23 protein-coding genes are annotated in these 25,854 nt (G+C 60.1%); 8 read left to right on the top strand and 15 right to left on the bottom strand.

What is annotated here, in order from left to right; all coding sequences use genetic code 11:
• Positions 1-45: 45 nt before the first annotated feature.
• The 5 genes from JZX87_RS03110 to JZX87_RS03090 form a co-directional block, all read right to left on the bottom strand.
• Complete coding sequence (locus JZX87_RS03110) at positions 46-1,053, bottom strand: branched-chain amino acid ABC transporter permease (RefSeq protein ID WP_206823758.1); 1,008 nt, start codon at positions 1,051-1,053, stop codon at positions 46-48.
• A gap of 13 nt (positions 1,054-1,066) precedes the next feature.
• Entirely contained in the window at positions 1,067-1,954 is an 888-nt protein-coding gene (locus tag JZX87_RS03105) for a branched-chain amino acid ABC transporter permease (RefSeq protein WP_206823756.1), read from the bottom strand.
• Between the two features lie 235 nt (positions 1,955-2,189).
• Positions 2,190-2,894 carry an ABC transporter ATP-binding protein gene (locus tag JZX87_RS03100; RefSeq protein WP_206823754.1) on the bottom strand — a complete coding sequence of 235 codons (705 nt, stop codon included), beginning with the start codon at positions 2,892-2,894 and terminating at the stop codon, positions 2,190-2,192.
• Positions 2,894-3,676, bottom strand: coding sequence for an ABC transporter ATP-binding protein (locus JZX87_RS03095; protein ID WP_148145196.1), 783 nt, complete (start codon positions 3,674-3,676; stop codon positions 2,894-2,896). Before JZX87_RS03095 ends, JZX87_RS03100 begins: the two co-directional genes overlap by 1 nt.
• On the bottom strand, positions 3,676-4,878 hold the full coding sequence (locus tag JZX87_RS03090) for an ABC transporter substrate-binding protein (RefSeq protein WP_206823752.1): 1,203 nt from the start codon (positions 4,876-4,878) through the stop codon (positions 3,676-3,678). Before JZX87_RS03090 ends, JZX87_RS03095 begins: the two co-directional genes overlap by 1 nt.
• 186 nt (positions 4,879-5,064) lie before the next feature.
• Between JZX87_RS03090 and JZX87_RS03085 the strand changes: the two genes are divergently transcribed.
• Entirely contained in the window at positions 5,065-5,973 is a 909-nt protein-coding gene (locus tag JZX87_RS03085) for a LysR family transcriptional regulator (protein WP_206823749.1), read from the top strand.
• Between the two features lie 86 nt (positions 5,974-6,059).
• On the opposite strand, the gene JZX87_RS03080 is transcribed toward JZX87_RS03085, so the two are convergent.
• The 3 genes from JZX87_RS03080 to JZX87_RS03070 form a co-directional block, all read right to left on the bottom strand.
• Positions 6,060-7,100, bottom strand: coding sequence for a zinc-dependent alcohol dehydrogenase family protein (locus JZX87_RS03080; RefSeq protein ID WP_206823747.1), 1,041 nt, complete (start codon positions 7,098-7,100; stop codon positions 6,060-6,062).
• Positions 7,101-7,194: 94 nt separating this feature from the next.
• Positions 7,195-8,757 carry a hydantoinase/oxoprolinase N-terminal domain-containing protein gene (locus JZX87_RS03075; RefSeq protein ID WP_206823746.1) on the bottom strand — a complete coding sequence of 521 codons (1,563 nt, stop codon included), beginning with the start codon at positions 8,755-8,757 and terminating at the stop codon, positions 7,195-7,197.
• Positions 8,754-9,833 (bottom strand): S-methyl thiohydantoin desulfurase family protein, encoded by a 1,080-nt coding sequence (locus JZX87_RS03070; RefSeq protein ID WP_206823745.1) that lies wholly within the window; start codon positions 9,831-9,833, stop codon positions 8,754-8,756. The genes JZX87_RS03075 and JZX87_RS03070 overlap by 4 nt, the downstream gene beginning before the upstream one ends.
• Before the next feature lie 145 nt (positions 9,834-9,978).
• Here JZX87_RS03070 and JZX87_RS31990 point away from each other — a divergent pair, with 145 nt between their 5' ends.
• The 6 genes from JZX87_RS31990 to JZX87_RS03040 all read left to right on the top strand — a co-directional run bounded on the left by JZX87_RS31990 (position 9,979) and on the right by JZX87_RS03040 (position 17,117).
• Positions 9,979-10,935 (top strand): AroM family protein, encoded by a 957-nt coding sequence (locus JZX87_RS31990; RefSeq protein ID WP_206823744.1) that lies wholly within the window; start codon positions 9,979-9,981, stop codon positions 10,933-10,935.
• Positions 10,936-11,109: 174 nt separating this feature from the next.
• On the top strand, positions 11,110-11,790 hold the full coding sequence (locus JZX87_RS03060) for an AroM family protein (protein WP_206823743.1): 681 nt from the start codon (positions 11,110-11,112) through the stop codon (positions 11,788-11,790).
• 50 nt (positions 11,791-11,840) lie between these two features.
• Positions 11,841-13,433, top strand: coding sequence for an ABC transporter substrate-binding protein (locus JZX87_RS03055; RefSeq protein WP_206823742.1), 1,593 nt, complete (start codon positions 11,841-11,843; stop codon positions 13,431-13,433).
• A gap of 98 nt (positions 13,434-13,531) precedes the next feature.
• Positions 13,532-14,539 (top strand): ABC transporter permease, encoded by a 1,008-nt coding sequence (locus tag JZX87_RS03050; protein ID WP_206823739.1) that lies wholly within the window; start codon positions 13,532-13,534, stop codon positions 14,537-14,539.
• Positions 14,539-15,474, top strand: a complete 936-nt coding sequence (locus JZX87_RS03045) for an ABC transporter permease (RefSeq protein WP_286194059.1) — start codon at positions 14,539-14,541, stop codon at positions 15,472-15,474. Before JZX87_RS03050 ends, JZX87_RS03045 begins: the two co-directional genes overlap by 1 nt.
• Positions 15,471-17,117 carry an ABC transporter ATP-binding protein gene (locus JZX87_RS03040; RefSeq protein WP_206823738.1) on the top strand — a complete coding sequence of 549 codons (1,647 nt, stop codon included), beginning with the start codon at positions 15,471-15,473 and terminating at the stop codon, positions 17,115-17,117. The genes JZX87_RS03045 and JZX87_RS03040 overlap by 4 nt, the downstream gene beginning before the upstream one ends.
• A 115-nt stretch (positions 17,118-17,232) precedes the next feature.
• On the opposite strand, the gene JZX87_RS03035 is transcribed toward JZX87_RS03040, so the two are convergent.
• From JZX87_RS03035 to JZX87_RS03005, 7 genes are all read right to left on the bottom strand, one after another.
• A complete protein-coding gene (locus tag JZX87_RS03035; RefSeq protein WP_206823737.1) occupies positions 17,233-18,252 on the bottom strand; it encodes an Ldh family oxidoreductase in 1,020 nt (339 codons plus the stop codon).
• 109 nt (positions 18,253-18,361) lie between these two features.
• Positions 18,362-20,041 carry an amidohydrolase gene (locus tag JZX87_RS03030; RefSeq protein WP_206823736.1) on the bottom strand — a complete coding sequence of 560 codons (1,680 nt, stop codon included), beginning with the start codon at positions 20,039-20,041 and terminating at the stop codon, positions 18,362-18,364.
• A gap of 9 nt (positions 20,042-20,050) precedes the next feature.
• Positions 20,051-21,211, bottom strand: coding sequence for a serine hydrolase domain-containing protein (locus tag JZX87_RS03025; protein ID WP_286194058.1), 1,161 nt, complete (start codon positions 21,209-21,211; stop codon positions 20,051-20,053).
• Between the two features lie 76 nt (positions 21,212-21,287).
• Positions 21,288-22,322: an extracellular solute-binding protein gene (locus JZX87_RS03020; protein ID WP_206823733.1), complete on the bottom strand. Its 1,035-nt coding sequence runs from the start codon at positions 22,320-22,322 to the stop codon at positions 21,288-21,290.
• Positions 22,323-22,337: 15 nt separating this feature from the next.
• A complete protein-coding gene (locus JZX87_RS03015) occupies positions 22,338-23,147 on the bottom strand; it encodes an ABC transporter permease (protein WP_206823731.1) in 810 nt (269 codons plus the stop codon).
• Positions 23,140-24,063 (bottom strand): ABC transporter permease, encoded by a 924-nt coding sequence (locus tag JZX87_RS03010; RefSeq protein WP_206823729.1) that lies wholly within the window; start codon positions 24,061-24,063, stop codon positions 23,140-23,142. The genes JZX87_RS03015 and JZX87_RS03010 overlap by 8 nt, the downstream gene beginning before the upstream one ends.
• A gap of 4 nt (positions 24,064-24,067) precedes the next feature.
• On the bottom strand, positions 24,068-25,165 hold the full coding sequence (locus JZX87_RS03005; RefSeq protein ID WP_206823727.1) for an ABC transporter ATP-binding protein: 1,098 nt from the start codon (positions 25,163-25,165) through the stop codon (positions 24,068-24,070).
• 343 nt (positions 25,166-25,508) lie between these two features.
• Here JZX87_RS03005 and JZX87_RS03000 point away from each other — a divergent pair, with 343 nt between their 5' ends.
• On the top strand, positions 25,509-25,847 hold the full coding sequence (locus JZX87_RS03000) for a cupin domain-containing protein (protein WP_206823726.1): 339 nt from the start codon (positions 25,509-25,511) through the stop codon (positions 25,845-25,847).
• Positions 25,848-25,854 lie beyond the last annotated feature (7 nt).

The raw sequence follows: 25,854 nt of genomic DNA, 5'->3' as shown, positions 1-25,854 counted from the left end.
TTCTGCGCTCTGGGTGAGGGGCAGAAGCCGGCGCAGACATCTCACTCACCGCCTGTGCTCGAACCCGAGTTTTCGGCCGAGCCTTGAGGCATAGAATTCGCCGATGATGCCGCGGCGGAAGAGGAGGACGCAGACCATGAAGACGACGCCGGTGATGATGGTGACGGGGAATTGCGAGGTTGCCAGATAGTTCTGCAGCGTGACCACGAGGCCGGCGCCGAAGACCGGGCCGATCAGCGTGCCGATGCCGCCGAGAAGGGTCATGAGGATGACCTCGCCGGACATCTGCCAGCCGACATCGGTGAGCGTGGCGAACTGGAAGACCAGCGCCTTGGTACCGCCGGCCATCCCCGCCAGCGCTGCCGACATGACGAAGGCGCCGAGCTTGTAGCGGGCCACCGAATAACCGAGCGAGATGGCGCGCTGTTCGTTCTCGCGGATCGATTTGAGGATCATGCCGAAGGGCGAGTTGATGAAGCGCCAGATGACGATCATGCCGATGAGAAAGACGGCGAGCACGAAGTAATACATGCTGGTCGTGTCTGCGAGATCGATGAGACCGAAGAGTTGGCCGCGCGGCACGGACTGGATGCCGTCCTCGCCATGGGTGAAGGATGCCTGCAGGCAGAAGAAGAAGAACATCTGCGATAGCGCCAGCGTGATCATGGCGAAATAGATGCCCTGCCGGCGGATGGCGAAGAAGCCCATGACCAGGCCGAGCGCTGCTGCGCCCGCGACGCCGATAAGAATGCCGATCTCCGGTGTGACGCCCCATTCCTTCGTGACATGGGCGGTGAAATAGGCGGCACCGCCGAAGAAGGTCGCATGGCCGAAGGAGAGAAGGCCGGTATAACCGAGCAGCAGGTTGAAGGCGCAGGCGAACAGCGCGAAGCACAGAAGCTTCATCAGGAAGATCGGGTAGAAGAACAGTGGTGCCACGATCAGCAGCACGAGGCCGATGCCGAGAAAGGCCGCATAGGCTTTCGAGGCGGTTGCCGAACGCTCCGTGCGGGTGGTGGTCGTTGTTGTGGTCGAATGGGCGACATGGCTCATGACTTTGCCTCGCTTACGCGTCCCGGCCGAAAAGGCCGGCAGGGCGGATGAGAAGCACGATCGCCATGATCACGAAGATGACGATATTCGAGGCTTCCGGATAAAAGACCTTGGTCAGGCCCTCGGCGATGCCGAGCATGTAGCCGGTGAGGATGGCGCCCATGATCGAGCCCATGCCGCCGACCACGACGACGGCGAAAACGACGATGATGATGTTGGATCCCATCAGCGGCGAGACCTGGTAGACGGGAGCGGCCAGCACGCCGGCAAAGGCTGCAAGACCTGCACCGAGTGCGTAGGTCAGCGTCAGCAGCATCGGCACGTTGACGCCAAAAGCCTGGACGAGCGTCGGGTTCTCGGTCGCAGCCCGCAGATAGGCGCCGAGCTTGGTCTTTTCGATCAAAAGCCATGTGCCGATACAGGCAATCAGCGACACGACGACCACCCAGCCGCGATAGTTGGGCAGGAACATGAAACCGAGATTGGTGGCGCCGGTCAGTGCCGGCGGCGGGGCGTAGGGCTGGCCGGACGAGCCGTAGAGATAACGGAATGTGCCCTCGATCGTCAGCGCCAGGCCGAAGGTGAAGAGCAGGCCATAGAGATGATCGAGCTTGTAGAGCCGCGACAGGAGCAGCCGTTCGATGACGGCGCCGAACAGGCCGACGACGACGGGGGCGAGAATGAGCGCGAACCAGTAGTTGATGCCGAAATATTGCAGCATCAGCATCGCGACAAAGGCGCCGAGCATATATTGCGCGCCATGGGCGAAGTTGATGACGCGCAGCAAGCCGAAGATGACGGCGAGGCCGAGGCTCAGGAGCGCGTAGAAGGAGCCATTGATCAGGCCGATCAGGAGCTGGCCCATAAAGGCTTGAACGGGGATGCCGAAGATCATGGTCATGGGGTGAGCCCTCCTTCTATGCTGATGGGCAGAACACTTCCTCTGAACTGCTCGTTGCATATGAAGAAAGACCCCTCCCAACCCTCCCCACAAGGGGGAGGGCTTAACCTGGCGGCACCGCCGAGGTCTAAGTGAGGCTGGTGGTTGCCACGGGTCTTCTCCCCCCTTGTGGGGGAGATGGCCGGCAGGCCAGAGGGGGACTTTGCCGATGCGAAAGCAGCTTCAGTTGCCATACTCACACCCCCAGAACCTTGTGCAGCGTATCCATCCGCTCAGGCAATTCGCCGACCGGAAAATCCGCCACCATCTTGCCGTGGTCCATAAGGTAGAAGCGATCCGCCACGCGGCTGGCGAAGCGGAAGTTCTGTTCGACCATCAGAACCGTCATGCCGCGCTGCTTCAGCGTCTTCAGCACCTCGCCGATGCGCTGGACGATGACGGGGGCCAAGCCTTCCGTCGGTTCATCGAGGATGAGGAGTTTGACGCCAGTGCGCAGGATGCGGGCGATGGCGAGCATCTGCTGTTCGCCGCCGGAAAGCTTGGTGCCGGGGCTGGATCGCCGTTCGTGGAGGTTCGGAAAGAGCGCGTAAATCTCGTCGAGCGGCATGCCGCCTTCGGCGACGACCGGCGGCAGCATCAGGTTCTCGTCCACGGTCAGCGTCGAGAAGATGCCGCGCTCCTCGGGCACGAAACCAAGGCCCGCATGGGCGGTCCGGTGCAAGGGCACGCCGAGCATATCCTTGCCGGCAAAGCGGATTTCGCCCTTGCGCTCGCGGATGATGCCCATGATGGTTCGAAGCGTCGTCGTCTTGCCGACGCCGTTGCGGCCCAAAATGGTGATCGTTTCGCCTTCGCCGACAGTCATGTTGACGCCGTGCAGGATGTGGCTTTCGCCATACCAGGCATTGAGGTTGGAGACCTCGAGAAGCGGTTTTGCCATCACGCGTCCTCCGTGCCCATATAGGCGAGCCTTACGCGTTCATCCTGCGAGACCGCAGCATAGTCGCCTTCCGCAAGGATTTCGCCGCGCTGCAGAACCGTGACGTGGTGACAGATGTCGGCCACGACCGAGAGATTGTGTTCCACCATCAGCACGGCGCGGGTCTTTGCCACCTCGCGGATGATGTTGGAGACGGTGCCGATATCCTCTTGGCCCATGCCGGCCATCGGTTCGTCGAGCAGCAGCACTTTCGGGTCGAGCGCCAGCGTGGTGGCGATTTCGAGCACACGTTTGCGACCGTAGGAAAGATCGGCGGCGATCGCATTGCGTTCGCGTTTCAGCCCGACGGTTTCGATCAGTTCGTCTGCCCGGTCGTTCAGCCGGTCGAGCGCGGAGGTCGGCAGCCAGAACTGGGTGGAAAGGCCGTTCGGACGCTGCAGCGCCACGCGGATATTGTCGAGGACGGTCAGATGCGGAAAAACCGCGGAAATCTGGAACGAGCGGACCAGACCCATGCGGGCCACCTTGTCCGGCGGGGTTTTGGTGATGTCGGTTCCCAGAAGCGTGATCGAGCCTGCGGTCGGCTGCAGGAATTTGGTGAGTAGATTGAACACAGTCGTCTTGCCCGCACCATTCGGGCCGATCAGCGCGTGGACGCGGGCGTCGTGGATATCGAGATCGACATCCCTTACCGCCGCAAAAGCGCCAAAACTCTTGGAGAGACCGCGGGCGGACAAGACCACCCGCGGCTCCTCGTGCAGTTCCTGAACAGGCACTGCCATTATTTCACCAGCTCGCAACCGGCCTTGGCAGGATCGAGATAGGCATCCTTGCCGGGGATCGTGGCGAGCACGTTGTAATAGTCGAAGGGTTCCTTGCTGTCGGCCGGTTTCTTGACCTGCAGAAGATACATGTCGTGGATCATGCGGCCATTGGCTGCGACTGTGCCGCCGCGGCCGAAAAAGTCGTCGACGGGCATGTCGCGCATGGCCTTGGCCACCGCATCCGCATCGTCGGAACCGGCTTTTTCAACCGCTTTCAGATAATGGGTGACGGCCGAATAGGTGCCGGCATGAACCATGTTCGGCATTTTCTGAGTCCTGGCGAAGAATTTCTTGCCGAATTCGCGGCTCTTGTCGTCGAGATTCCAGTAATAACCCTCGGTGAGTGTCAGGCCCTGCGCGGCTTCAAGGCCTAGGCCATGGACTTCGGCGAGGGTGAAGAGCAGTGCCGCGAGGTTCTGGCCGCCCTGCGTGATGCCGAATTCGGCGGCCTGCTTGATCGTGTTTGCCGTGTCGAGACCGGCATTGGCGAGGCCGATTACCTTGGCGCCGGAAGACTGGGCCTGCAGCAGGAAGGACGAAAAGTCCTGGCTGGAGAGCGGATGGCGCACCGAGCCGAGCACTTTGCCGCCATTGGCCTTGACGTAATCGCTCGTCTGCTGCTCCAGCGAATAGCCGAAGGCATAGTCGGCGGTCAGGAAGAACCAGCTGTCGCCGCCCTGTTTGACCATCGCGCCACCTGTGCCGACGGCGAGCGCATGGGTGTCATAGGCCCAGTGGAAACCGTAGGGGGTGCAGGCCTTGCCTGTGAGATCGACGGTGGCTGCACCGGTATTGATGGTGATCTTTTTCTTTTCCTTGGACAACGCCTGAACGGCAAGACCGACCGACGAGGTGGTCAGGTCCATGATCGCATCGACCTGCTCGGTGTCATACCACTGGCGAGCAATGTTGGAGGCGACGTCGGGCTTGTTCTGATGGTCGGCGTTGACAAGTTCGACCGGGACGCCCAGCACCTTGCCGCCGTAGTCCTCGATTGCCATCTTGGCGGCCTCGACGGACGATTTGCCGCCGAAATCGGCATAGACGCCGGACTGGTCGTTCAGGATGCCGATCTTTACCTTGCCGTCGGATGCGGATTGGGCGAATGCAGTACCGCTCGCCAGCAGCACGGCCAGCGACGTCAGGAACGTCTTACGCATAAGGTCTCCTCCCAAGAGATTGCAGAGCGCTATCTGTTCAAAATTGGCAGGCCGCCCTCCTCAAAGCAGCACTTCCATAAGCACATGGTTGAGGAAAACAGCCGTTGACGCAAGAAGCTCGCCACTATTAATTGCAAACAGCATCTGTGCATTTTTGAACAGATCGGCTCTGGCCGGGGAGGGGTTATGAGCGGCAATCCGATCTTCACCTGGGATGACCTGCAGTATTTTCTGGCGGTTGCCCGCACGGGGCAGCTGTCGACGGCGGCGCGCCACCTGCGCACCAGCCATGCCACCGTCTCGCGCCGGATCGACCGGCTGGAATTTGCCCTCAAGGTCAAGCTTTTCGAGCGCAATCCGCGTGGTTACGTGCTGACAGCGGTTGGGCAACGGTTCGTCGAGACGGCGGAGCGGATGGAGGGGGAGGCCGATCGCTTACAGGCAGAGATCACGTCCGGCAATGCGGCGCATCAGGGTGTCGTGCGGTTAAGTGCGCCGGAAGGTTTTTCGAACTTCTTTCTTGCCCATCATCTCGGAGATTTTACCACGCGGCATCCGAGCCTTTCGCTGGAACTGGTGACGATCCAGCAGATCATGTCACTGTCGCGCAAGGAGGCGGATATTGCGGTCGCACTCGATCCACCGAAGGCCGGGCCTTACCTGATCGAGAAGATCACCGACTACAAGCTCAACGTCTATGGGGCGAAGCGCTATCTGGCGGGTGCGGCACCGCTGAAGCGGCGGGAGGATCTGCTCGACCATCCGTTCATCGGCTATATCGAAGACATGATCTTCGCGCCGGGGCTGGATTACCTTGGCGACGTGCATCCCGGCATCAAGCCGAAATTCCAGAGTTCCAGCATTTTTGCGCAATTGACGGCGACGCTGAACGGGCTGGGGCTCTGCATCCTGCCGCATTTCATCGCCAGCCGTCAGCCGGAGCTTGAGATCGTGCTGCCGCGCGAGGTGCAGTTGACCCGGCATTATTACATCGTGCGCCATCGCGACATGAGCCGGGTTCCGCGCGTGCGGGCAGTTGCCGATTATCTGACCGCGCTGGTGCAGGACAATCAGGATGCCTTTGTGGGAGGCTGAGTTTCAGCCTCCCGGATTTCGCTTCTTAGCTTTACGCAATCCCGGACGCAAAACCGGTTCCCACTTTTGCTGGAATTGCTCCGGCTTCAGAAGCTGGTGATGACGGCGATGCCGGGTGTCTCAGCCTTGTCGAGATTGACCAGTTCATGCACGCCTTCGGCGAGGCTTACGTGCTTCGAGATGAGTTGCTGCGGCTTCATCTTTCCAGCGGTCAGCATGGAGAGCATCGCATCGTAGCGCCAGGCCTGCATGCCGTGGCTGCCGTAGATTTCCAACTCGTGGCCGATGACCTGTGCCATCGGAATCTGTGGTGTCGCATGTTCGCCGAGCATCAGGCCGACCTGAACGTGGCGGCCGCGACGGCGCAGGTTCTTGATCGAGTTCAAACAAGTCGTTGGGTGGCCGAGCGCATCGATCGAGACATGCGCGCCGCCCTTGGTGATTTCGCGTACGGCTTCCACGACATCCGGCACCGAACCGGCATTGATCGTGGCAACTGCTCCGCATTGCCGCGCAAATGCGAGCTTGTCTTCGGTCAGATCGATGCCGATGACGTTCGCACCGAGCGCCGTCGCGATCATGATGGCCGAGAGGCCGACGCCGCCGCAGCCGTGGACGGCGACCCAATCGCCGGGGCCGGTGCGGGCCTGATCGGCAACGGCGCGGAAGGAGGTGGCGAAGCGGCAGCCGAGGCTTGCAGCCGTCGCATCGTCGATCTCTTCCGGCAGGTGCACGAGATTGGTTTCGGCATAGTCGATCGCGACATATTCGGCAAACGAGCCCCAATGGGTGAAGCCCGGCTGGAACTGGTCCGGGCAGACCTGCTGGTTGCCGGAATGGCACTCGGCGCAGTGGCCGCAGCCGGAGACGAAGGGAACGGTGACGCGGTCACCGACCTTGAAGCGCATCACGCCCTTGCCGGTCGCCACCACCTTGCCGGCGAGTTCATGGCCGGGAACATGGGGCAGCCTGATATCCGGGTCGTGGCCCTTCCAGCCGTGCCAGTCGCTGCGGCAGAGGCCGGTCGCGCCGACCTCGATCACGACGCCGCCGAAGGTCGGCTCGGGATCGGGAAGTGTCCTGATCTCGGGCATCTGTTCGAACGCTTCGTAATACATGGCTTTCATGACGCATCCTCGCCTGTTCAATACGGAAAAGTCCCCGATCCTCAATGAGGTCGGGGACATTGATTTTTTGTTAGGTTAGCGCGGCGGGCTGCTTTTACGAAGCCTGTTTCTGCTGGTCTTTCATGAAGGCGATATCGCCGACAACGCGGACGCGCACACGACGGGCATCACCTGGCAGGTAGGCGATCGGGATGTCTTCCGTATCCAGCGTGACGATCGACTTCGGATCGGCACCGGCTTCGATGGCGCGCTCGCGGGCGATACGGTCGGCTTCGGCAATCGCCTTGTCGCGCGACAGGTCGGAGAAAACCTGGTCAACTTCGCCGGAGACCTGCGCCATGGCCGCACCGAGTGCATTGGCAACGCCGGCATGTTCGACGCGCAGCACTTCGCTGGCGCCTTTGAGCTTTTCCGGGATGAGAAAGGCACCGCCGCCGACAGCGATCAGGCTGACGCCTTCGGCCGAGGTCTTCATCCGGTCGACGCCGTCTTCCACCATGGCCTCGATGCGCTTCAGCAGGTCGGCAACCATTGCCTTGTCGAGATGCTTGACGCGATCACGGTCGCCGATTTCGACGAGACCGGCGGCCACGGCAACGTCGGTCGTGGTCAGCGTATCGCCGCCAAAGACGAGCGCCTTTTCGGTGATGCGGTAACCGACCGAGCGCGGGCCGATCTTGCGGGTTTCCTGATCGATGATCGTGCCGCCGCCGAGCGCCATGGGCAGAAGGTCAGGCATGCGGAACAGGGTGCGCACACCGCCGACTTCGACGACGTTATTGGCTTCACGCGGGAAACCGCCGACGAGGCAGCCGACATCCGACGTGGTGCCGCCGACATCGATGACCATGGCCTCTTTCCGGCCGGTCAGGAAGGCTGCGCCGCGCATGGAGTTGGTCGGGCCGGAGGCGAAGCTGTAGACCGGGTTGGCGGCTGCGACATCGGCCAGCACGACCGTGCCGTCATTCTGCGTCAGGTAGAAGGGCGCGTTGACGCCGGCCTGCTTGAGCGCATCCTTGAAGGCGTCGATCGTCTTGCGACCAAGACCCTGAAGGGCGGCGTTCAGAAGCGTGACGTTTTCGCGTTCCAGCAGGCCGATACGGCCGAGCGTGTGGGAGAGCGTGATGCGCGCTTCCGGGATGATCGAACGGACGATCTCGGCAGCTTCCAGCTCACCTTCGGCTGTCAGCGGCGAAAAGAGCGCCGTGATGCCGACGGAGGTGATGCCGGCGTCGCGGATCTTCATCGCTGCATCGCGGATTTCATTGCGGGCAAGCGGCACCAAGGGGCGGCCGTCATATTCATGGCCGCCATGGACCATGAAGGACAGGGGATCGACGCTTTCGCGCAGGTCATCCGGCCAGTCGATCATCGGCGGCAGGGATGCGCCGGCCGGCATGGCGATGCGGATCGCGGCGATGCGTTCCAGACGCGCACGTTCGACGACGGCATTGGTGAAATGCGTCGTGCCGATCATCACGGCGTCGATCGGCGAAGCGCCCGGCGCCTGCGAAGACACGACGTGACCGATGGCGTTGACGACGCCCTGCATCACATCCGCAGTGGTGGGAAACTTGATGGCGGAGACGACTTTCTCGCCATCGATGAGCACGGCATCCGTATTGGTGCCGCCGACGTCAATTCCGATCCGCTTCATGCTGCAAACACCGATTTGAAATCAAGATCATATCCGAAGGCGCGCGGGCCAACATGTTCCAGGCCCTTGGGGCTGGTCAGAACATCCGGCGCCGGCAGGGCGACAACCGTGACGCGCTGGCCGTAACGCACGGTTTCCGTGCCGATCGCTTCGCCCGACACGGTGTCAAGCAGGCAGATCAGGTCAGGGGTCATGGCGATCGGCTGGCCGTCGCGGAAGGCGACCGCCCATTCGTTCTGGAAGGCGAGTTCGACCTTGGAGCCGCGGTCGTCATCGAGACCTTCGAGATGGGCCGCGCCGCGAAGGAAGCCGCCGGTCGTGGTGCGATCCACGTCGGCAACCTTGCCCTTGAACAGGATTTTTCCGCCTTCATGAGCAAGCACAGCTGCGATCGGGTCGGTATGGGCGGCGCGGGCTTCAAGGACCGCACGGCCGAGGCTGACGGCCTTGGTCACGGTGTGGAGCACGCCCCATTCCTTAACTTCCTTGCCGGTGCGCGGGGCCTTGCAGGTAGCCGATGTCGAGCCGACTTCGGTGCAGATCTTGCGCGAGATGCGCTCCATCCACTTCCAGGAGGCGGCCTTGGCGACGATCGCCTCGTTGTCGCGGCAGTCGACGAGCGTCAGCGGGTACATCGGCAGGTCGCCGATGGCGAAGCTCGTCATCTGCGCTTCCGGATAGGCACGGCCCATCGCGTCGGCGTCAACGACCGGAATGTCCAGCATGGCGGCTGCGAGGAAGGGCGACAGCGCGTTGCCGCCGCCGATCTCGACGCTCATCACGGCGCGGAATTTTCGGCCGGTATATTCTTCCATCAGCTGCATGGCGCGGGCGAGATGAGCCGGGTCGACCAAACGTTCCTGGCCCACCAAGGGGGCGCCCATCTTTGACACCACTGCGACGGCATCGCCATCGTCCAGCGCGTTCGGATCGATAAGCTTGATGCGCTTACCGTCCTTGTAGAGTTTCTTCAGGTTGAGCTGCGCCAGATACGGGCTGCCGCCGCCACCGGTCCCGAGAATCCAGGCACCAATCGCGAGCGGATCAATCTCGCTCTCATCGAAATCACGGATCATGTTTGCCTCCGAATAATGTGCTAGAACCTAGCCATGTGAGGCAAGCGCTGCCTATAGGGGACTGCCCCTAGAATGGGCTTGCCTTTAATTTGTGCATGTCTAGAACGAAGATGGCGATACGATCAGAAGGACCGATTCCCTGCCCGTGACGAAGAACTCATACAATCCGTCTTCGACCATCGCAGAAGCAGCGGAACCGCCCCATCGTGTTATGTTCCTGAGTGTCGGCCAGTCGCCGCGCGCGGACATTATCGACGACATGCTGGAAAATCTCGATCTGCCGATCGAAGCGCTGGAAATCGGTGCTCTGGATGGCCTTTCGCCGGCCGAAATCAATGACTTCAAGGTACGACCGGGCGAGACGAGCATCGTCACCCGGCTTTCCGACGGCAGCGATATCGTTATTTCCAAGCCGCGAATTGCCGAGCGCATGGCAAAAATCGCCGCTGCCTTCCATCCGAACGAATTCGATCTGGTGGTGATCCTGTCGACTGGACTGTTCCGGGATTTCGAAAGCACATGTCCCACCGTGAATGCCCAGCGCGCCATGGAATCGACGGTGATTTCGCTTGCGGCGCATGGGTCTGCGGTGGGTCTGATCCAGCCGCTGGAACAGCAGATCGACGAACTCGATATCCCGGCGCTTTCGCCCTACAAGATCACCGCAAGCTATGCTGCGGATGGCGACAAGCGGTTGCTGGCGGGCGCGCTGCTCGATCTCGCCGATGCGGAGATCATCGTGCTGAATTCGGTGAGTTTTACCGAGGCCGACAGGCAGACGGTCGCCAAGGCGAGCGGCAAGCCGGTGGTTCTTGCCCGCCGCATCGTCGTCAGTGCCATTCGCCTGCTTCTGCACGGTACGCATCCGGTTGCCATGCCCGGCGTTCCGGCGGAGTTTTCGGAAAAGCTGCAGCGTCTGACGCCGCGGGAACGACAGGTTCTTTCGCTCGTGGCAGAAGGTCTGTCGAACAAGGCGATCGCGCGTCAGCTCGGTATCAGTCCGAAAACGGTCGAGATCCACCGCTCGAACGTGATGGCAAAAATGGAGGTGACGTCATCCAATGCGTTGATCCGCATGGTCGTTGCTGCTGGCCATCCGTAACAAAAAAAACTCGATTGCGTAAGAAAATTGCGTGAAAAACGCAATTTGCCTAAAAAATGATCGCAAGAGATCTTTCCGAATTGTTACCCACTAGGGGCATTACCCTATAGTGAAGTCGCATATTCGAGCGCTAGGCTCCCTGCCAACAAGATAAAGCAGGGAATGAACGAGAGCATGCCTTCCACATCCAAAATTGCCTTCGTGACCATCGGACAGACGCCCCGCGTCGATCTGGTTCCTGAAATGATGGCCGAGATCACATCCGGTCTGCCGGAAGGCCGTATCGTGCATCAGGAGTTCGGCGTGCTTGATGGCATGAGCCCGGCGGAACTCGATGCGATGCGCGCCAGGGATGGCGAACATTCGTTTGCGACGCGTCTTGCCAGCGGCGAGGAGATCGTTTCTTCCAAGGCTCTGACGGAAGAGAAGCTGAACGTCCTGCTTCACAAGATCGATGGCGAAGGTTTCGATCTTATCGTGCTTCTCTGCACCGGCACGAAGATCGAGCCCTTGAAGAATACGCTTGTTGTCGAGGCCCAGCGGATCGTCGACTCGACGGTCGAAGCACTTGCCGCGTCCGCCCGCAAGCTCGGCGTCATCGTGCCGCTTGAGCGGCAAATCCAGGATTTCGAGGAGCGTCATGTGCTGCCGGGCAATCCGAAACTGGTTTCGGCATCGCCTTATGCCGGTGACGAGATGAGCGAGCGTGCCAAACAGCTCGAAGGCTGCGATCTCATCGTCATGCATTGCATGGGCTATTCGGCCGAGATGCATGAGGAAGTGCGAAAATCCATCGATGCGCCGGTGCTTCTGTCGCGCCGGTTGGTGGCGGGTGTCGTCCGCCAGATGCTCTAGAAGGTGCATACAGTCTGACTTGAAAGCCGTTTAATAAGAGAGGGAACTACATGCTCGGCAAAATCATCAGGAATATCGCAATCGCGGGGCTTCTCGCCTCGTCGGTGCTTGCCACCCCTGCCGCCGCCTTCGAGCGCACCGACAAGGGCAATGTCATCGTGTTCGGCGGTCGTCAGGCGATCCCGGTTCTCGATCCGCATATCCGCTATGACTGGTCGACGCGCATGATGCAGCAGGCCGTCTATGATGGTCTCGTGAAGTACGAAGGCGATCCGGCCGAGATCAAGCCGTGGCTCGCTGAAAAGTGGGAAACCAGCGAAGATGGGAAGACCTGGACCTTCCACCTCGTCAAGAATGCAAAATTCCACAATGGCGATCCGGTGAATGCCGAAGCCATCCGGTATTCCTTCGAGCGCGGTCTGAAGCTCAACAAGGGCGTCGCCTGGATGCTCAAGGACTTCCTCTCGCCGGAAGGTATCAGCGTCGTTGACGATTATACCGTCAAGTTCGAGTTGAAGGCTCCCTATACGCCGTTCCTGTCCTTCCTTCCCTGGTGGTACATCGTCAATCCGGCCCAGGTTAAGGCCAATGAAGTTGACGGCGACTACGGCCAGAAGTGGTTGACCGACAACGAAGCCGGTTCCGGCCCGTTCAAGCTCGGCCGCTGGGAGCCGAATGTTCTCTATGAAGCCGAAGCCGTTGCCGATTACTGGAAGGGTTGGCCGCAGGGCGAAGCAAACCGTCCGGCCGGCGTGATCTTCAAGATCATCCGCGAGCCTGCTGCCCAGAAGGCCGCCCTGCAGCGCGGCGAAGTCGATATCGTCGAAGGCCTGACGCCGGACGACTATGTCCAGATCGCGCGTGCCAAGGGCATTGCCATCGAAGACCACAAGGGCATGACCACCTTCGGCATCAAGTTCAACACCCAGCAGGGTCCGACCGCCGACATCAACCTGCGTAAGGCAATCGCCTATGCGATGGACTATGATGCGCTGATCCAGGTCTATAACGGTGCTGCGTCTCTCGAAACGAGCCCGATCCCGGATGCGATGAAGGGCCATATCGATGTGCCCGGCATTCCGCGCCAGGATCTTGCCAAGGCCAAGGAATATCTGGCGAAGTCCGGTTATCCGAACGGCGGCATCACCCTGCCTTACGTTCACGTTGCCGGCCTTGAAGAAGCCCGCCGCATCGGTCTCGTGTTGCTCGACAGCCTGAAGCCGCTCAACATCAATGTCGAGATCAAGCCGGAACAGTGGCCGAACATGGTCGCCAACGGCTCCAAAGTCGAGACGTCGGCCGCCATGACCTCGGTCTACACGACCCCGGTCTCGACCGATCCGGACGCTGTCGCTTACCAGTATCACAAGAACAGCTGGGGCCAGTATTTCGCGATGATGTTCTACGACAATCCGAAGGTCACCGAGATGATCGACAAGGCCCGGTCCTCGTCTAACTGGGATGAGCGCGCCAAGCTTTATGCCGACATCCAGACCCAGATCGTCGCAGACCAGCCGGAAGTGTTCGGGATGCTGCAGAACCGCCGCTGGGCACGCCGTGACTACCTGCAGGGTTTTCAATTCAGCCCTGTTCGGTTCACCGGCGAAGTCGATCTCTACCCGCTGTGGGTGAAGGCCGAATAAACACTGGCTGACGTCCCCTCTTGTAAGCCAGAATAGTGCGCATGGTCCGCTTCCCCCAACCGCGGGCCATGCGCCAATCATAACAAACGGAGAAGACGATGCTGACATTCGCCTTCCGCAAATTGCTGACGCTGGTCGGCACGATGATCGGCATTGCGGCGCTGACATTCTTCATCACCAATGTCGCGCCCGGCGATCCGGCCCGTCTGGTGGCCGGTCCCAATGCGACCGAGGATATGGTTGCGACGATCCGCACCGAATATGGTCTCGACAAGTCGCTGCCGGAGCAGTTCATCGTCTATATGGGCGAGCTTGTGCGCGGTGATCTCGGCACCTCGATCGTCACCACACGGCCGGTGCTGGAAGAAGTGATGCGCTATGCGCCGGCGACGCTGGAACTCGTCTTCGTCGCGATGTTCCTCGGCATCGTCATAGGCGTTCCGCTCGGCATGCTGTCGGCCGTCTACAAGGACGGGCCGCTCGACCAGGTGACGCGCATTTTTTCGATCTCCGGTGTGGCAATCCCGGCCTTCTGGTTCGGTATCCTGCTGCAATTGCTGTTTTCTGTCGATCTCGAATGGCTGCCGGTTTCTGGGCGCCTGCCGCTTGTCACCCGCCCGCCGGAATTCGTCACCGGTCTGCTTCTGGTCGACAGCCTGATTGCCGGTAATTTCTCGACCTTCTGGACCTCGCTGCAGCATATCATCCTGCCGGCGATCGTGCTTTCCTTCCCCTGTCTCGCCTCGATCCTGCGCGTCAACCGCGCCGAGATGATCGAGGTGCTGCAGTCGGATTATATCGTGGCGGCTCGCGCCCATGGCATCTCGTCCTTCCGCATCATCGCGCTTTATGCGCTGAAGAATGCCATGCTGCCGACGCTGGCGATGATCGGCCTGCGTTTCGGCTGGATGCTCGGTTCGACCGTTCTGGTGGAAACCGTGTTCGACTGGCCAGGTATCGGGCTCTATGCGGTTTCGTCCGCCCTGTCTTCCGACTTCAAGCCCGTGGTCGGCGTGACACTGATGATCGGTTTCTTCTTTATCGTCGCCAACACCCTCGTTGATCTGGCCTATGCCTGGATCGACCCGCGTCTCAGGAAAGCGTGATGACGGCTCATCCCATGACCTCTATCGATACTTCCGTGGAAGACACGCGCCCGCTGACTTTCCGCGAACGCCATGCCAGCCAGATCCGCCAGTGGCGGCTCTATGCGCACATGTTCCGCAAGAGCTTTTCGTCGATGCTCGGCCTCTCGCTCGTCGTGCTGTTTCTCGTGCTTGCCGCCATCGGCCCGCTGATCGTGCCTTATCCGGAAGCGGCAAGCGGTGCGATCAACATGTCGGCCAAATTGCAGCCGCCGAGCAGCACCTACTGGTTCGGAACGGATGAAATGGGCGCGGACATTTTCTCACGCGTCATCATTGGTGCACGCACGTCGCTGTGGATCGGTGTGGTCATCACCGGCATCGCGGCGATCGTCGGCATCACGCTCGGCATCATCGCCGGTTATCGTGGTGGCTGGGTTCGTGCGGTGATCATGCGCTTCACCGAACTGTTCCTTGCCGTTCCCGGTCTGGCGCTCGCACTGGCGATCGTTGCGGCGCTCGGCCCCGGCATCACAAATTGCGTGCTGGCGCTCGCGATCGTCTGGTGGCCCGGTTATGTGCGTCTGGTCGAGGCAAAAACGCTGTCGATCAAGGAAGAGCTGTTCATCGAATCCGCTCGCTCGATCGGCGCGAAGACGCCGTGGATACTCTGGCATCACATCCTGCCGAACTGCATGTCGCCGATCATCGTCAAGATGAGCATGGATATGGGTATGGCAATTCTCTCGGCGGCCAGTCTCGGCTTCATTGGTCTCGGCGCACAGCCGCCATCGCCGGAATGGGGCTCGATGATCTCGGTTGCCCGCACCTATATGCCCGACTGGTGGTGGTATTCGCTCTTCCCGGGTGCCGCGATCTTCCTCACCGTGCTCGGCTTCAATCTTCTGGGCGATGGCCTGCGTGACATTCTCGATCCAAGGAGCCGCGACCGATGACAGCTTTGCTCGACATCAAGGATTATCGGCTCGACATCGGCACGTTCGATGGTCCGGTGCATGTGCTGAAAGGCATCAATCTAACCGTCAACCGCGGCGATACGCTCGGTATCGTCGGGGAAAGCGGTTCGGGCAAGACCGTGCTGGTGCGCTCGGTGCTCGGCATCGGTCCGCGCAATTCCAAGGTCGTCGAAGGCTCGATCTCGTTTGACGGGCAGGACATAACCAACCTGTCGGAGAAGGACTGGACGAAGATCCGCGGTATCCGCATCTCGATGATCTTCCAGGACCCGATGACCTATCTCAACCCGCTGTTTACGATCGGGCGACAGATTTCGGATGTCATCGCAGCGCATGAGAAGGCAGCCGGCGCGGGCGTTTCCTCCAAGTCGGCACGCCGTGCCCGAACCGAGGAACTGCTGGATCAGGTCGGTCTGCCGAACCCGGCGATGCTGTTCTCACAATATCCGCACCAGCTTTCAGGTGGCATGCGCCAGCGTATCCTGATCGCCATGGCGCTGGCCGGAAAGCCTGATATCCTGATCGCGGACGAGCCGACGACGGCGCTCGATGTGACCGTTCAGGCGCAGGTGCTGGATCTGATCAACTCGCTGGTCGAAAAGCTCAACCTCACCGTCATCATGATCAGCCACGATATCGGCGCGATCGCCACCGTCGCGAAGCGCTGTGCAGTCATGTACAAGGGCGAGATCGTCGAGCAGGGGATGACGCAGGACATCCTCAACCGTCCGCAGCATGAATATACGCAGCGCCTGCTTGCTGCCGTGCCGGATATCGATGTCGCGCCGGAAAAGGTAGCGGCCGAAGTCTCGGAAGCAAAGCCGGCCAAGCGCGGCAATCTTCTCGAAGCGATCGATCTGAAGAAGGTCTATCGCAGCCAGTCCGGTGCCGATTTCACGGCCGTCAACTCCATCAGTCTTGCCGTGAAGACCGGCGAGATTTTTGGCGTTGTCGGTGAAAGCGGATCGGGCAAGTCTACGCTTGCACGCATGTTGATGCGCTTGATCGAGCCGACATCGGGCGACATCATCTTCGACGGCCAGAATATTTCCGGCCTATCGGGAGAGCCGCTCCGGCAGATGCGGCGGTACATGCAGTTCGTTTTCCAGAACCCGCATTCGGCGCTTAACGGTCGTCACACGATCGGCGATGCGATCGGCGAGCCATTGCGCATCCAGACGAACATGAGCCGGCGGGATATCGAGGCACGGGCGGAAGCGCTGCTCGACATCGTGCAACTGCCGAAAATGTTCAAATATCGCTACCCGCACGAGCTTTCCGGCGGCCAGAAGCAGCGTGTCTGCATTGCCCGTGCGATCGCGCTCAACCCGCGTTTGTTGATCCTCGACGAGCCGACCTCGGCCCTCGATATCTCGGTTCAGGCACAGGTTCTCGACTTCCTGCAGGAACTGCGCTCCGAGCTAAACCTCACCTATGTGTTCATCTCGCACAATCTCGCTGTCATCCGGCAGATATGCGACCACACGATCGTGATGAAGCGTGGCGAGATTGTCGAACAGGGTGATACCGAGCAGATTTTCCTCGCGCCACGCGAGGAATACACCAAGGCTCTGATCGAGAGCGGTCGGAAGACGTCGCAGGCGGCGAATCTTCAGGTGTAGGCCGATTGCTGAAGCGGACGGATACGAAACCCTGTGCCACATGTGGCGCAGGGTTTTGTCTTTTCCCGATAGTGAAGGCACGGCTGGCGCCAAATAAAGGGCGGTGTCTTTCAGCTCAGGTGTCGGCCAGGGCCTTCAGCTTCTTATAATTCTCGGCGGACAGGGGGATGCCGTCCGTCTCCGCCTTGGCGCGGGTCACGTGCCGGCGGTCGCCGGGCAGGCGTTCCTGGCCGGCTTCCAGCACGAGATCGCAGATGCCGGCGACACGTTCTGCAAAGACGTCGTTGCCGCCGCGGGCGGGATCGATGACGATGAAGAACTGGCCGGTGAACGGCGTCTGCGCCCCCTTGTGACCGCTCCAGTCGAACTCGCCGGAGAAATAACCGCCGGTCAGCGCGGCACTGAGGATCTCGACCATCAGGGCGATGGAATTGCCCTTGTGGCCGCCGAAGGGCAGAAGCGCGCCGCCATCGAGGATGGCTTTCGGATCATTGGTCGGCTGGCCATCGCGATCGACCCCCATGCCCGGTTTCAGCTCATGGCCGGCGCGGGCGGCGATCTGCACATCGCCATGGGCAATCGCGCTCGAGGCCTGGTCGAAGACGAAGGGGGCAGCCCCTGCACGCGGTGATGCGAAGGCGACCGGGTTGGTGCCGAACACCGCCTTCTTGCCGCCATGCGGCACGACGCAGGCCATGCTGTTGACGACGCTCAAGGCCACAAATCCCTCGTCGGCAAAGGGTTCGACATCCGGCCAGAGCGCGCTGAAATGATGCGAGCGGCGGATGGCGAGAACAGCGACGCCGTTCTCCTTCACCTTCTCGATCAGCAGAGGGCGCGCGGCGAGCATGGCCGGCTGGGTGAAGCCGCCTTTGGCATCGACACGAACGAAGGCTGGCCCGACATCGTCGACTTCCGGCACCGCCTTGCCATCGACCCAGCCGCTGTTTAGCGACGAAACATAACCGGCCATGCGGAAAATGCCGTGGCTGATCGAGCCGTCGCGTTCGCAGGACGCGCAGTTTTCCGCCAGAATCTTCGCGTTGTTTTCGGACACGCCATTCTTCACGAAGATCTTCTGCAACAGCGCCACGAGGTCGGCATAGGAGAGATGGATGTCGGTGGCTTTGGTCATGTCATTCTCCTTGCGTCGCCGGTAAGGCGCTGATTTGCGGCCGCACGAAGATACAAACAAAGAGGCCGTGTTCAACCAACTTTGCAGCGCATTTTGCGGCGAGTTTGGCTCAGGTGGGGGCTTTCTCGTAGGTGACCTTGCCGTCGCAGATGGTGAACACAGGCCGGATAGCATCGAGATTTTCCGCCGCCGTTGCTTCGACATCACCAGAGAGAATGACGACATCGGCGAGGTAACCGGGTTTCAGCCTGCCTTTGCGGTCTTCCATGAACTCCACGTGCGCGCCGGTGCTGGTATAGGCGGCGAGTGTCTCTGTGAGTGTCAGCCGCTGGTCCGGCAGGTCGTCGGCCCAGCGTTTTCTCGTCATGGCATCGTGGATGCAACCCATCGGGTCGAGTGGCGAGACTGGCCAGTCGGTGGCGAAGACAATCTCTGCTCCGGCATCGGCGAGCGTTCTCCAGGCAAAGGCGAGCGGCCAGCGATCGCGGCCGATGAAGGAGAGATAGGGTTCTAGCGGCAGGCCGGCATTGCCGGGTGGATGGGTCGGCTGCATCGAGGCTATGACGCCAAGCTCTTTGAACCGCGGAATGTCATCTTCGTGGATGACCTCGATATGTTCGATACGGTTGCGCGCATCGCGCTTGCCGTTCGCCTCCGATGCGGCCTCGTAGGCGTCAAGCACCATGCGCACCGCGCCGTCGCCGATCGCATGGACGGCGACCGGAAGTTTCAGCCGGTCTGCTTCGGTGACGATGTCGTTTAGATGTTGCTGGCTGAACAGTGGATCGCCCTTCCAGCCGGGGCGATGGGCGTAGTCGTCGAGGAAAACGGCACTTTCGCCTTCGGTCACGCCATCGATGAACATTTTGACAAAATCGCAGCGCAGCCGGTCGGTGTCGAAACGGTCGTGCCATGCGGCGGCCTTTTCTTTAAGGTCCGAGAGCGGCATGAAATTCTTCATGTGATAGGGCATGCGCACCCGCACCGGCAGGCCGGAGGTCTTCTCTATCTCGTCCAGAATTTCCAGCTGATAGAGATTGCCGTCCATGTTCTGAATCGAGGTTATGCCCAGCGAGGCGCAATAGGCGAGGCCGTCGCGGATGATATCAAGGTCGATGGCGCGTTCTTCCCGCGTCACGCTGACCGGTTCGCCACCGGTGCCAATGCCCAGGCCCTCGCGACCGCCGGTTTCACTCAGGTCGAAGACCGGCTGCATGGCATCGGCCTCGCGCAACTCGCCGGAGGCAAGGCCATCCTCGCCCATGACCACCTCGTTGCCGACGCCGACTTGCCTGCCGTGCAGAAGGCCGGCGAGTTCGAGCGCTCTGGTATTGGCCCAGACGGTGTGGTGGTCCGGAGAAATCATCGCGAAAGGCCGGTCGAATATAACCCGGTCGAGATCATGGCGGGTGGTGCGTTGGGTTTCCGACAGGATCGTGTAGTCGGCGGAACGGGCGAGAAGCAGTTTCAGGTCGAGGTTCCTCGCCGCATACTCCGAGACCTTGGCTTTCAGGTCGTCGAAACCCTTGACCTTGTAGAGAGACAGCTGGCGCAGGCCGACCGAGCCCATGAAGATATGCATATGGGCTTCATTGAAGCCCGGCAGGACCGTACCTTGCGCCGCATCGATCACCCGCGTCGCCGGTCCTTTGAGGGGCTCTATCTCGGCTGTAGAGCCGACCGCCACGATCATGTTGCCGGAGATCGCAAGGGCTTCGGCTTTCGGTGCAGTATCGTCCATTGTCAGCACACGGGCGTTGACGATGATGATGTCGGCGAAAGTCTGCATCTTGCGTCCTCACAGTGCCAGGCGGCTAAGGGTTCGGAAGAAGGCGAGATTGTCCTGTTTCAGCTCGTCGTCGAGCGGGTTTGGCTGGGACGACAGTTTTACGATCACCGCCTCGTTTTCGGGATCGACGTAAAGCCACTGGCCATGAATGCCGATGGCGCAATAGGCGCCGTCCGGCTCGCCGGTCTGGTACCACTGGCTGCGGTAACGGCCGTTCGGCATGGTGGTGCTGTTGGATGCCTTCCATGCCTCGGGATCGCCGTTGGTCAGCATGTCCGCGATCCAACTTTTCGGGATAACTTGCCGGCCGTCCGTTGCGCCACCAATGCGGATCAGTTCGCCGACGCGGGCCAAATCGCGTGCCGTCAGGCAGACGCCGCCGGCGGTGCGGGCTGTGCCGATACTATCGACCGTGACATAGGCATGGTTTCTGGCACCCATCGGTTTCCACAAAAGCTCCGACAGCAGTTCACCATAGCGGCGGCCGGTAACGCGCTCGATGACGACGCCAAGTAGATCGGCATTGGGCGAGAGATAGGCATGTCCGCCGCCATGCGGGCGGTCGGCCTTTTTCAACGTCATCAGGAAGGAGGCGAGTGTCTCGACCTCGAAGTTCGGTTCGACCGGGTTCCACAACATGGCGCGGCGATAGCGGGCAAAAGGGCCGTTCCTGTCGAGATAGGTTTCCTCGAAATCGAGACTGACGCGCATGTCCAGCACATCCCGATAACGGCAGTCCTCATAGGCGCTGCCCCTGGCTTCCGGCAGATAGGTTGAGACCGTTTTTTCCGGATCGATCAGTCCCTGTTGTTCGAGAATGCCGGAAAGCATAGCGGTGAGCGACTTGCTGATCGAGAAGACGAGATGTTTGGCGTTCACATCTGCATGCGGCGCGTAATATTCGCCGATGATCTTGCCGCGCTTCATCAGCAGGAAAGCATCGGTATGGGCGTATTTCAGAAAGCCTTCGATGGTCGAGATGCCATCCAGTCCGGTTTCGATTTCGCGGGCGAGGAATTGCGGTGAGGGGAGGGCCTCTTCCGGCTGTTCGGTGCCGCAGGAAATTTCCGAGGTCGGCACCAGTTCGCGGACATTCTGGAAACTCCAGCGGCTGAAGGGTGTCTCGCGCCAATTGGCAAGCGTCACCGATGCCCGGTCAACGGTGGTCATGTTTTTGATGCTGTCCATATCCTTGCGGTCGCGACAGCGCAGGAACTGCCTACGCTGTCGGCCTCCCTTGTTCGGCTTACTTCTGCAACTCGGTCCAGATCTTGGTGTAGAGTTCCTGCACTTCCGGCGCGCAAGCGAGATTGAACTTGCCTGCGGCCTTGGAGGCTTCCGGAATGTTCACTTCCGGCGCCGTCTTCATGTCCTCAGGCATGAAGGCCTCGGAGCCCTTGATGCCATTCGAATAGCGGGCAAAGGCGGAGATCAGGGCCGCGTTTTCCGGCACCATGATGAAGTTGATGAAGAGTTTTGCGTTCTCAACATTCTTTGCATCGGCAAGGATGGCGGCATTGTCCATCCAGACCGGATATCCCTCTTTCGGATAGCCGTAGACGATGTTCTTGTTGGCAAGCCTTCCCCGGAAAGCGGCCCCGTTCCAGTCTACGCTGGCTGCAAGATCTCCCTTGGTGTATTTTTCCACCGTGCCGTAATCCATCGAGATCCATTTCGGTTTGGCGGCGACGAGAATGTCGCGAGCTTTTTTCAGGATCGTCAGGTCGCCCGTGCAGGGCTCGCCGCCGGCATAGGTGACGACCATGTGCATGACGTCCGACATTTCCGGTACGACATTGACCTTGCCGACCAGTTCCGGCGGCGGGTCGAGGAAGATCGCGGACGTGTTCGGATCGCCGGAATAGATGGACTTGTCGACGGTCACGCCGGTCGTGCCCCACTGCCACGGAACCGAATAATGGCGGCCCGGATCATAGGCGACATCCACCCATTGCGGGTCCATGTTCTTGAAGTTCTCCATCTGGTCAGGGCGCGATTCCATGAGCAGCCCTTCCTTGATGAAGACCGGCATGGCGCTGGCGGACGGCACGACGATATCGAAGCCGTGGCCGCCCTGACGGATTTTGGCGAGCGCGGTGTCGTTGCTATCGTAGTCGGTCAGCGTAACCTTGACCTTGTAGGCTTCCTCGAACTTCTTGATCAGTTCGGGATTGGTGTAATTGCCCCAGTTGAAGATGTTGAGTTCGCCCTCTGCATGTGCAAGCGTGGTCGAGGCAAAGAGCGCTGCCAGACCGGCGGCAAGTTTCAAGACATTCTTCATTGTTCCCACTCCTGTTTAATCGGATTTTTCGTTGGATCTGCTGAGGAAAAAGAAGATCGTCACTATCGCCAGCGACAGCAGCAGAAACACTGTCGAGATGGCGTTCATTTCGGGTGTGATGGCACGGCGAAGCTGGCCCAGCATGTAGGTCGGAAGCGTCTCCTGGCCGGCTGACTTGACGAATTCGGTGATGACGATGTCATCCAGGGAGATGACGACGGAGAGCATGAGGCCGGCAAGGATGCCGGGCCAGAGAAGCGGCAAGGTGATGTAGCGGAACACCTTGAAGGGCGTGGCGTAGAGATCGGCCGCCGCCCGCTCCAGCGCCAGATCCATGTTTTCCAGCCGTGCTCTTATCGGCAGATAGGCAAACGGGATGCAAAAGGCGGTATGCGCCAGGATGAGGTAGCCGAGGCCGGAATAACCGGTCCAGACCTTTATGCGCGAGAAGAGGATGAGCAGTGCCACGGCGGTGACGATCTCCGGCACCATCAGCGGCATGTTGATGAAGGAATATTTGAAGGTCAGGCCGCGATAACCGGCCGTTCGTGTCGTCGCGATGGCCGCAAGCGTTGCGACGGCTGTGGCGATGACGGCGGCGATGGCGGCGATCTGGACGGAGCGGATGGCCGCCTCGATGACGAGGTTGTTGTTCCAGGCGGCGACGAACCAGCGGAACGAAAAACCTTCCCAGCGAGCAATCGAGATGCCGGAATTGAAGGCGTAGACGACCAGCGTGAAGATCGGCACGTAGAGCAGGAAAAAACAGAACATCGCGATCGTCGCGAAACCCGGCTGGACGCGGATGTCGAAGCGTTTACGCATGGCCGCCTCCGGCCTTCCCGGCATTTTTCACGTAATAGAGCATGGCGAAGAGCACGATGATGACGAGTGTGATGGAGAGTGCTGCGCCAAGCGGCCAGTTGCGGCCCTGGCCGAACTGCAGCTCGATCAGATTGCCGACCATCAGGTTCTTGCCGCCGCCGAGAATGCGCGGGATGACGTAGGATGACAGAGCCGGAATGAAGACGAGGATGGAGCCGGCGATGATGCCGGGTTTGACCAGCGGGATGATAATCCGCCACAGGACTTTCAGCCGCGTCGCATAGAGATCGTAACCCGCCTCGACGAGGCGGAAGTCGAGCTTTTCGAGGCTGGCATAAAGCGGCAGCACCATCAGCGGCAGGTGTACGTAGACCATGCCGAGCAGAATGGCGAAATCCGTGTAAAGCATCTGAATCGGGGCCGAGATGATGCCGAGCTTCATCAGGATCGTATTGGCCAGACCTTCGTTGCGGATCATCTCCTGGATCGCAAAGCCGCGGATCAGCATGTTGGTCCAGAAGGGGATGGTGATCAGGAAGAGCCAGATCGATCGGTTATGCGGTGCGCGGCTGGCGATGAAATAGGCCGTCGGAAAGCCGACGATCAGGCAAAGCACCGTGGTGATGACAGCGAGCTTGGCGCTGCGCCAGAGGATCATCACATGGGCGTCCGCCAATGAGATCGTGTCATCGAATATGTCACGCGAAAGAAAGACATTGAACCAGCCCTGGCCTGAAAGCTCCCATTTCACGTCGCCATAGGAGCCGGGCGCCAGCACCGAATAAAGCAGCACGATCAGGAGAGGGCCGACGGAGGCGACGGCAATCAAGACAAGGGCCGGAGCGCTGAGCAGCCAGCGATTGGTAATCTCCTTCTTCTGCGCCGCCGAAGCGGCCTGTCTCGCCCGCTCGGTCATCTTTTCAATCCTTCAGGATCTGTGCTGCGCCTTCGCTGATATTCAGGGACACGGGGTCGCCGGCGGAAAAGCCGATCGGCCCGACCCGATTGTTCTGCTGTCTTATGCTGAAGAGCGATGTGTCGGGCAGCCTGACGCGGATATGGGTGTCGGTGCCGAGATAGGTGAGATCTTCGATTTGGCCATTGAGCATTGCCGTGCTGGACGGTGTGTCGAGCTGCGCATGTTCGGGCCGAATGACGATCGTCACCTTACCTTCCGGCATGAGGTCCACCGGGTAGGTGGCGTCCAGCAGGCTGCCATTGAACAGGCGAACTCTGGTCCTAGGGCCATCGATGGAAATCACGTCGGCGACGAGGAAGTTAGTCTCTCCTATGAAGTCGGCGACGAAGCGTTCTGCCGGGCGATCATAGATTTCCCAGGGCGCCCCGACCTGCCGGACTTCGCCATGGGACATGACGGCAATCCGGTCGGACATGGCGAGCGCTTCTTCCTGATCGTGAGTGACGAAGATGAAGGTGATGCCGGTTTCTGCCTGTACCCGCTTCAGCTCGACCTGCATTTCCTTGCGCAGCTTGTAGTCGAGTGCCGACAATGGCTCGTCGAGAAGCAGGACCTTCGGTTTGGGGGCGAGCGCGCGGGCAAGCGCCACGCGCTGCTGCTGGCCACCGGAAATCTGCATGACCTTGCGGTTACGCATCGCTTCCATGTGAACCAGCGCCAGCATTTCTTCGACGCGAGCGGCGATCTCGTGCTTTGGCTTGCCCAGCATTTCCAGCCCGAAACCGATATTCTGTGCAACCGTCATATGCGGAAAGAGAGCGTAGTTCTGGAAGACCGTGTTGACTGGGCGCTTGAAGGGCGGCAGCGGGGCTATGTCCTCACCGTAAAGCAGGATTTCGCCGTCTGTCGGAAAGTCGAAGCCGGCGATCAGCCGCAGAAGCGTTGTCTTGCCGCAGCCCGATGGTCCCAGAAGGGTGAAAAACTCGTTTTGCCTTATATTCAGGAAAATGTTGCTGAGGGCGGTGACCTGACCGGCGCCGTCACCATAAACACGGCCCACGCCCCTGACTTCGATTGCAAGTTCCTGCTGTTTTCTCAAGCACGCCTCACATCTCGTTGCTCGTCATTGCAACTCCAGACAGCATTTCATGTCAAATTGTCGCGGGCAAGCCGCGTTTGCGACACTCGGGAAATAATCAAGCAAACCCCATGCCAGCGGTCGGACGCGAGTTGGAAATCGGCCGATCTTTCTGTGCGATAGAAATGAGAGAGGTCTGCGGGAGATGGCTTGAAAGACGCGAGCGCGAGATCGATGGAAACCGATATAGCCATATTAAAACAATGGCTTGTGTTTCGTCATTTCTAGTCGGGGTAGCGGTTGTTGTATGCTCTGCGACATGTATTATCGCAAGGCAAAAGTGCATTTTCAGGTGAGGACAATAATGGTAGCGAGCGATTTTTTTGTTTCGGCGGACAACGCCGATTGGGTAAACCCGGAGCCCGGCGTTAGGCGCCGTATCATGACCTATCTGCCGGAGATGATGATGGTGGAGGTTGTGTTCGAGAAGGGGGCGATCGGCTCGAAACATTCTCATCCGCATATCCAGGCAAGCTATGTCGCAGAGGGCAGTTTCGAAGTCACGATCGATGGTCGGACGGAGGTGCTGAACAAGGGCGGCAGCTTCATCGTGCCGCCGGATTTGGTCCATGGCGTCAAGGCGCTGGAGGCCGGTCGTTTGATCGACGTTTTCAACCCGCATCGTGCCGAATTTCTGAAGTAATGTTTCT

It is taken from the genome of Agrobacterium sp. Ap1, from assembly GCF_017313375.1.
Classification (GTDB): domain Bacteria; phylum Pseudomonadota; class Alphaproteobacteria; order Rhizobiales; family Rhizobiaceae; genus Neorhizobium; species Neorhizobium cellulosilyticum.
Note: the sequence above shows the minus strand (reverse complement) of the source record. Positions and strands in the feature narration are given on the sequence as shown.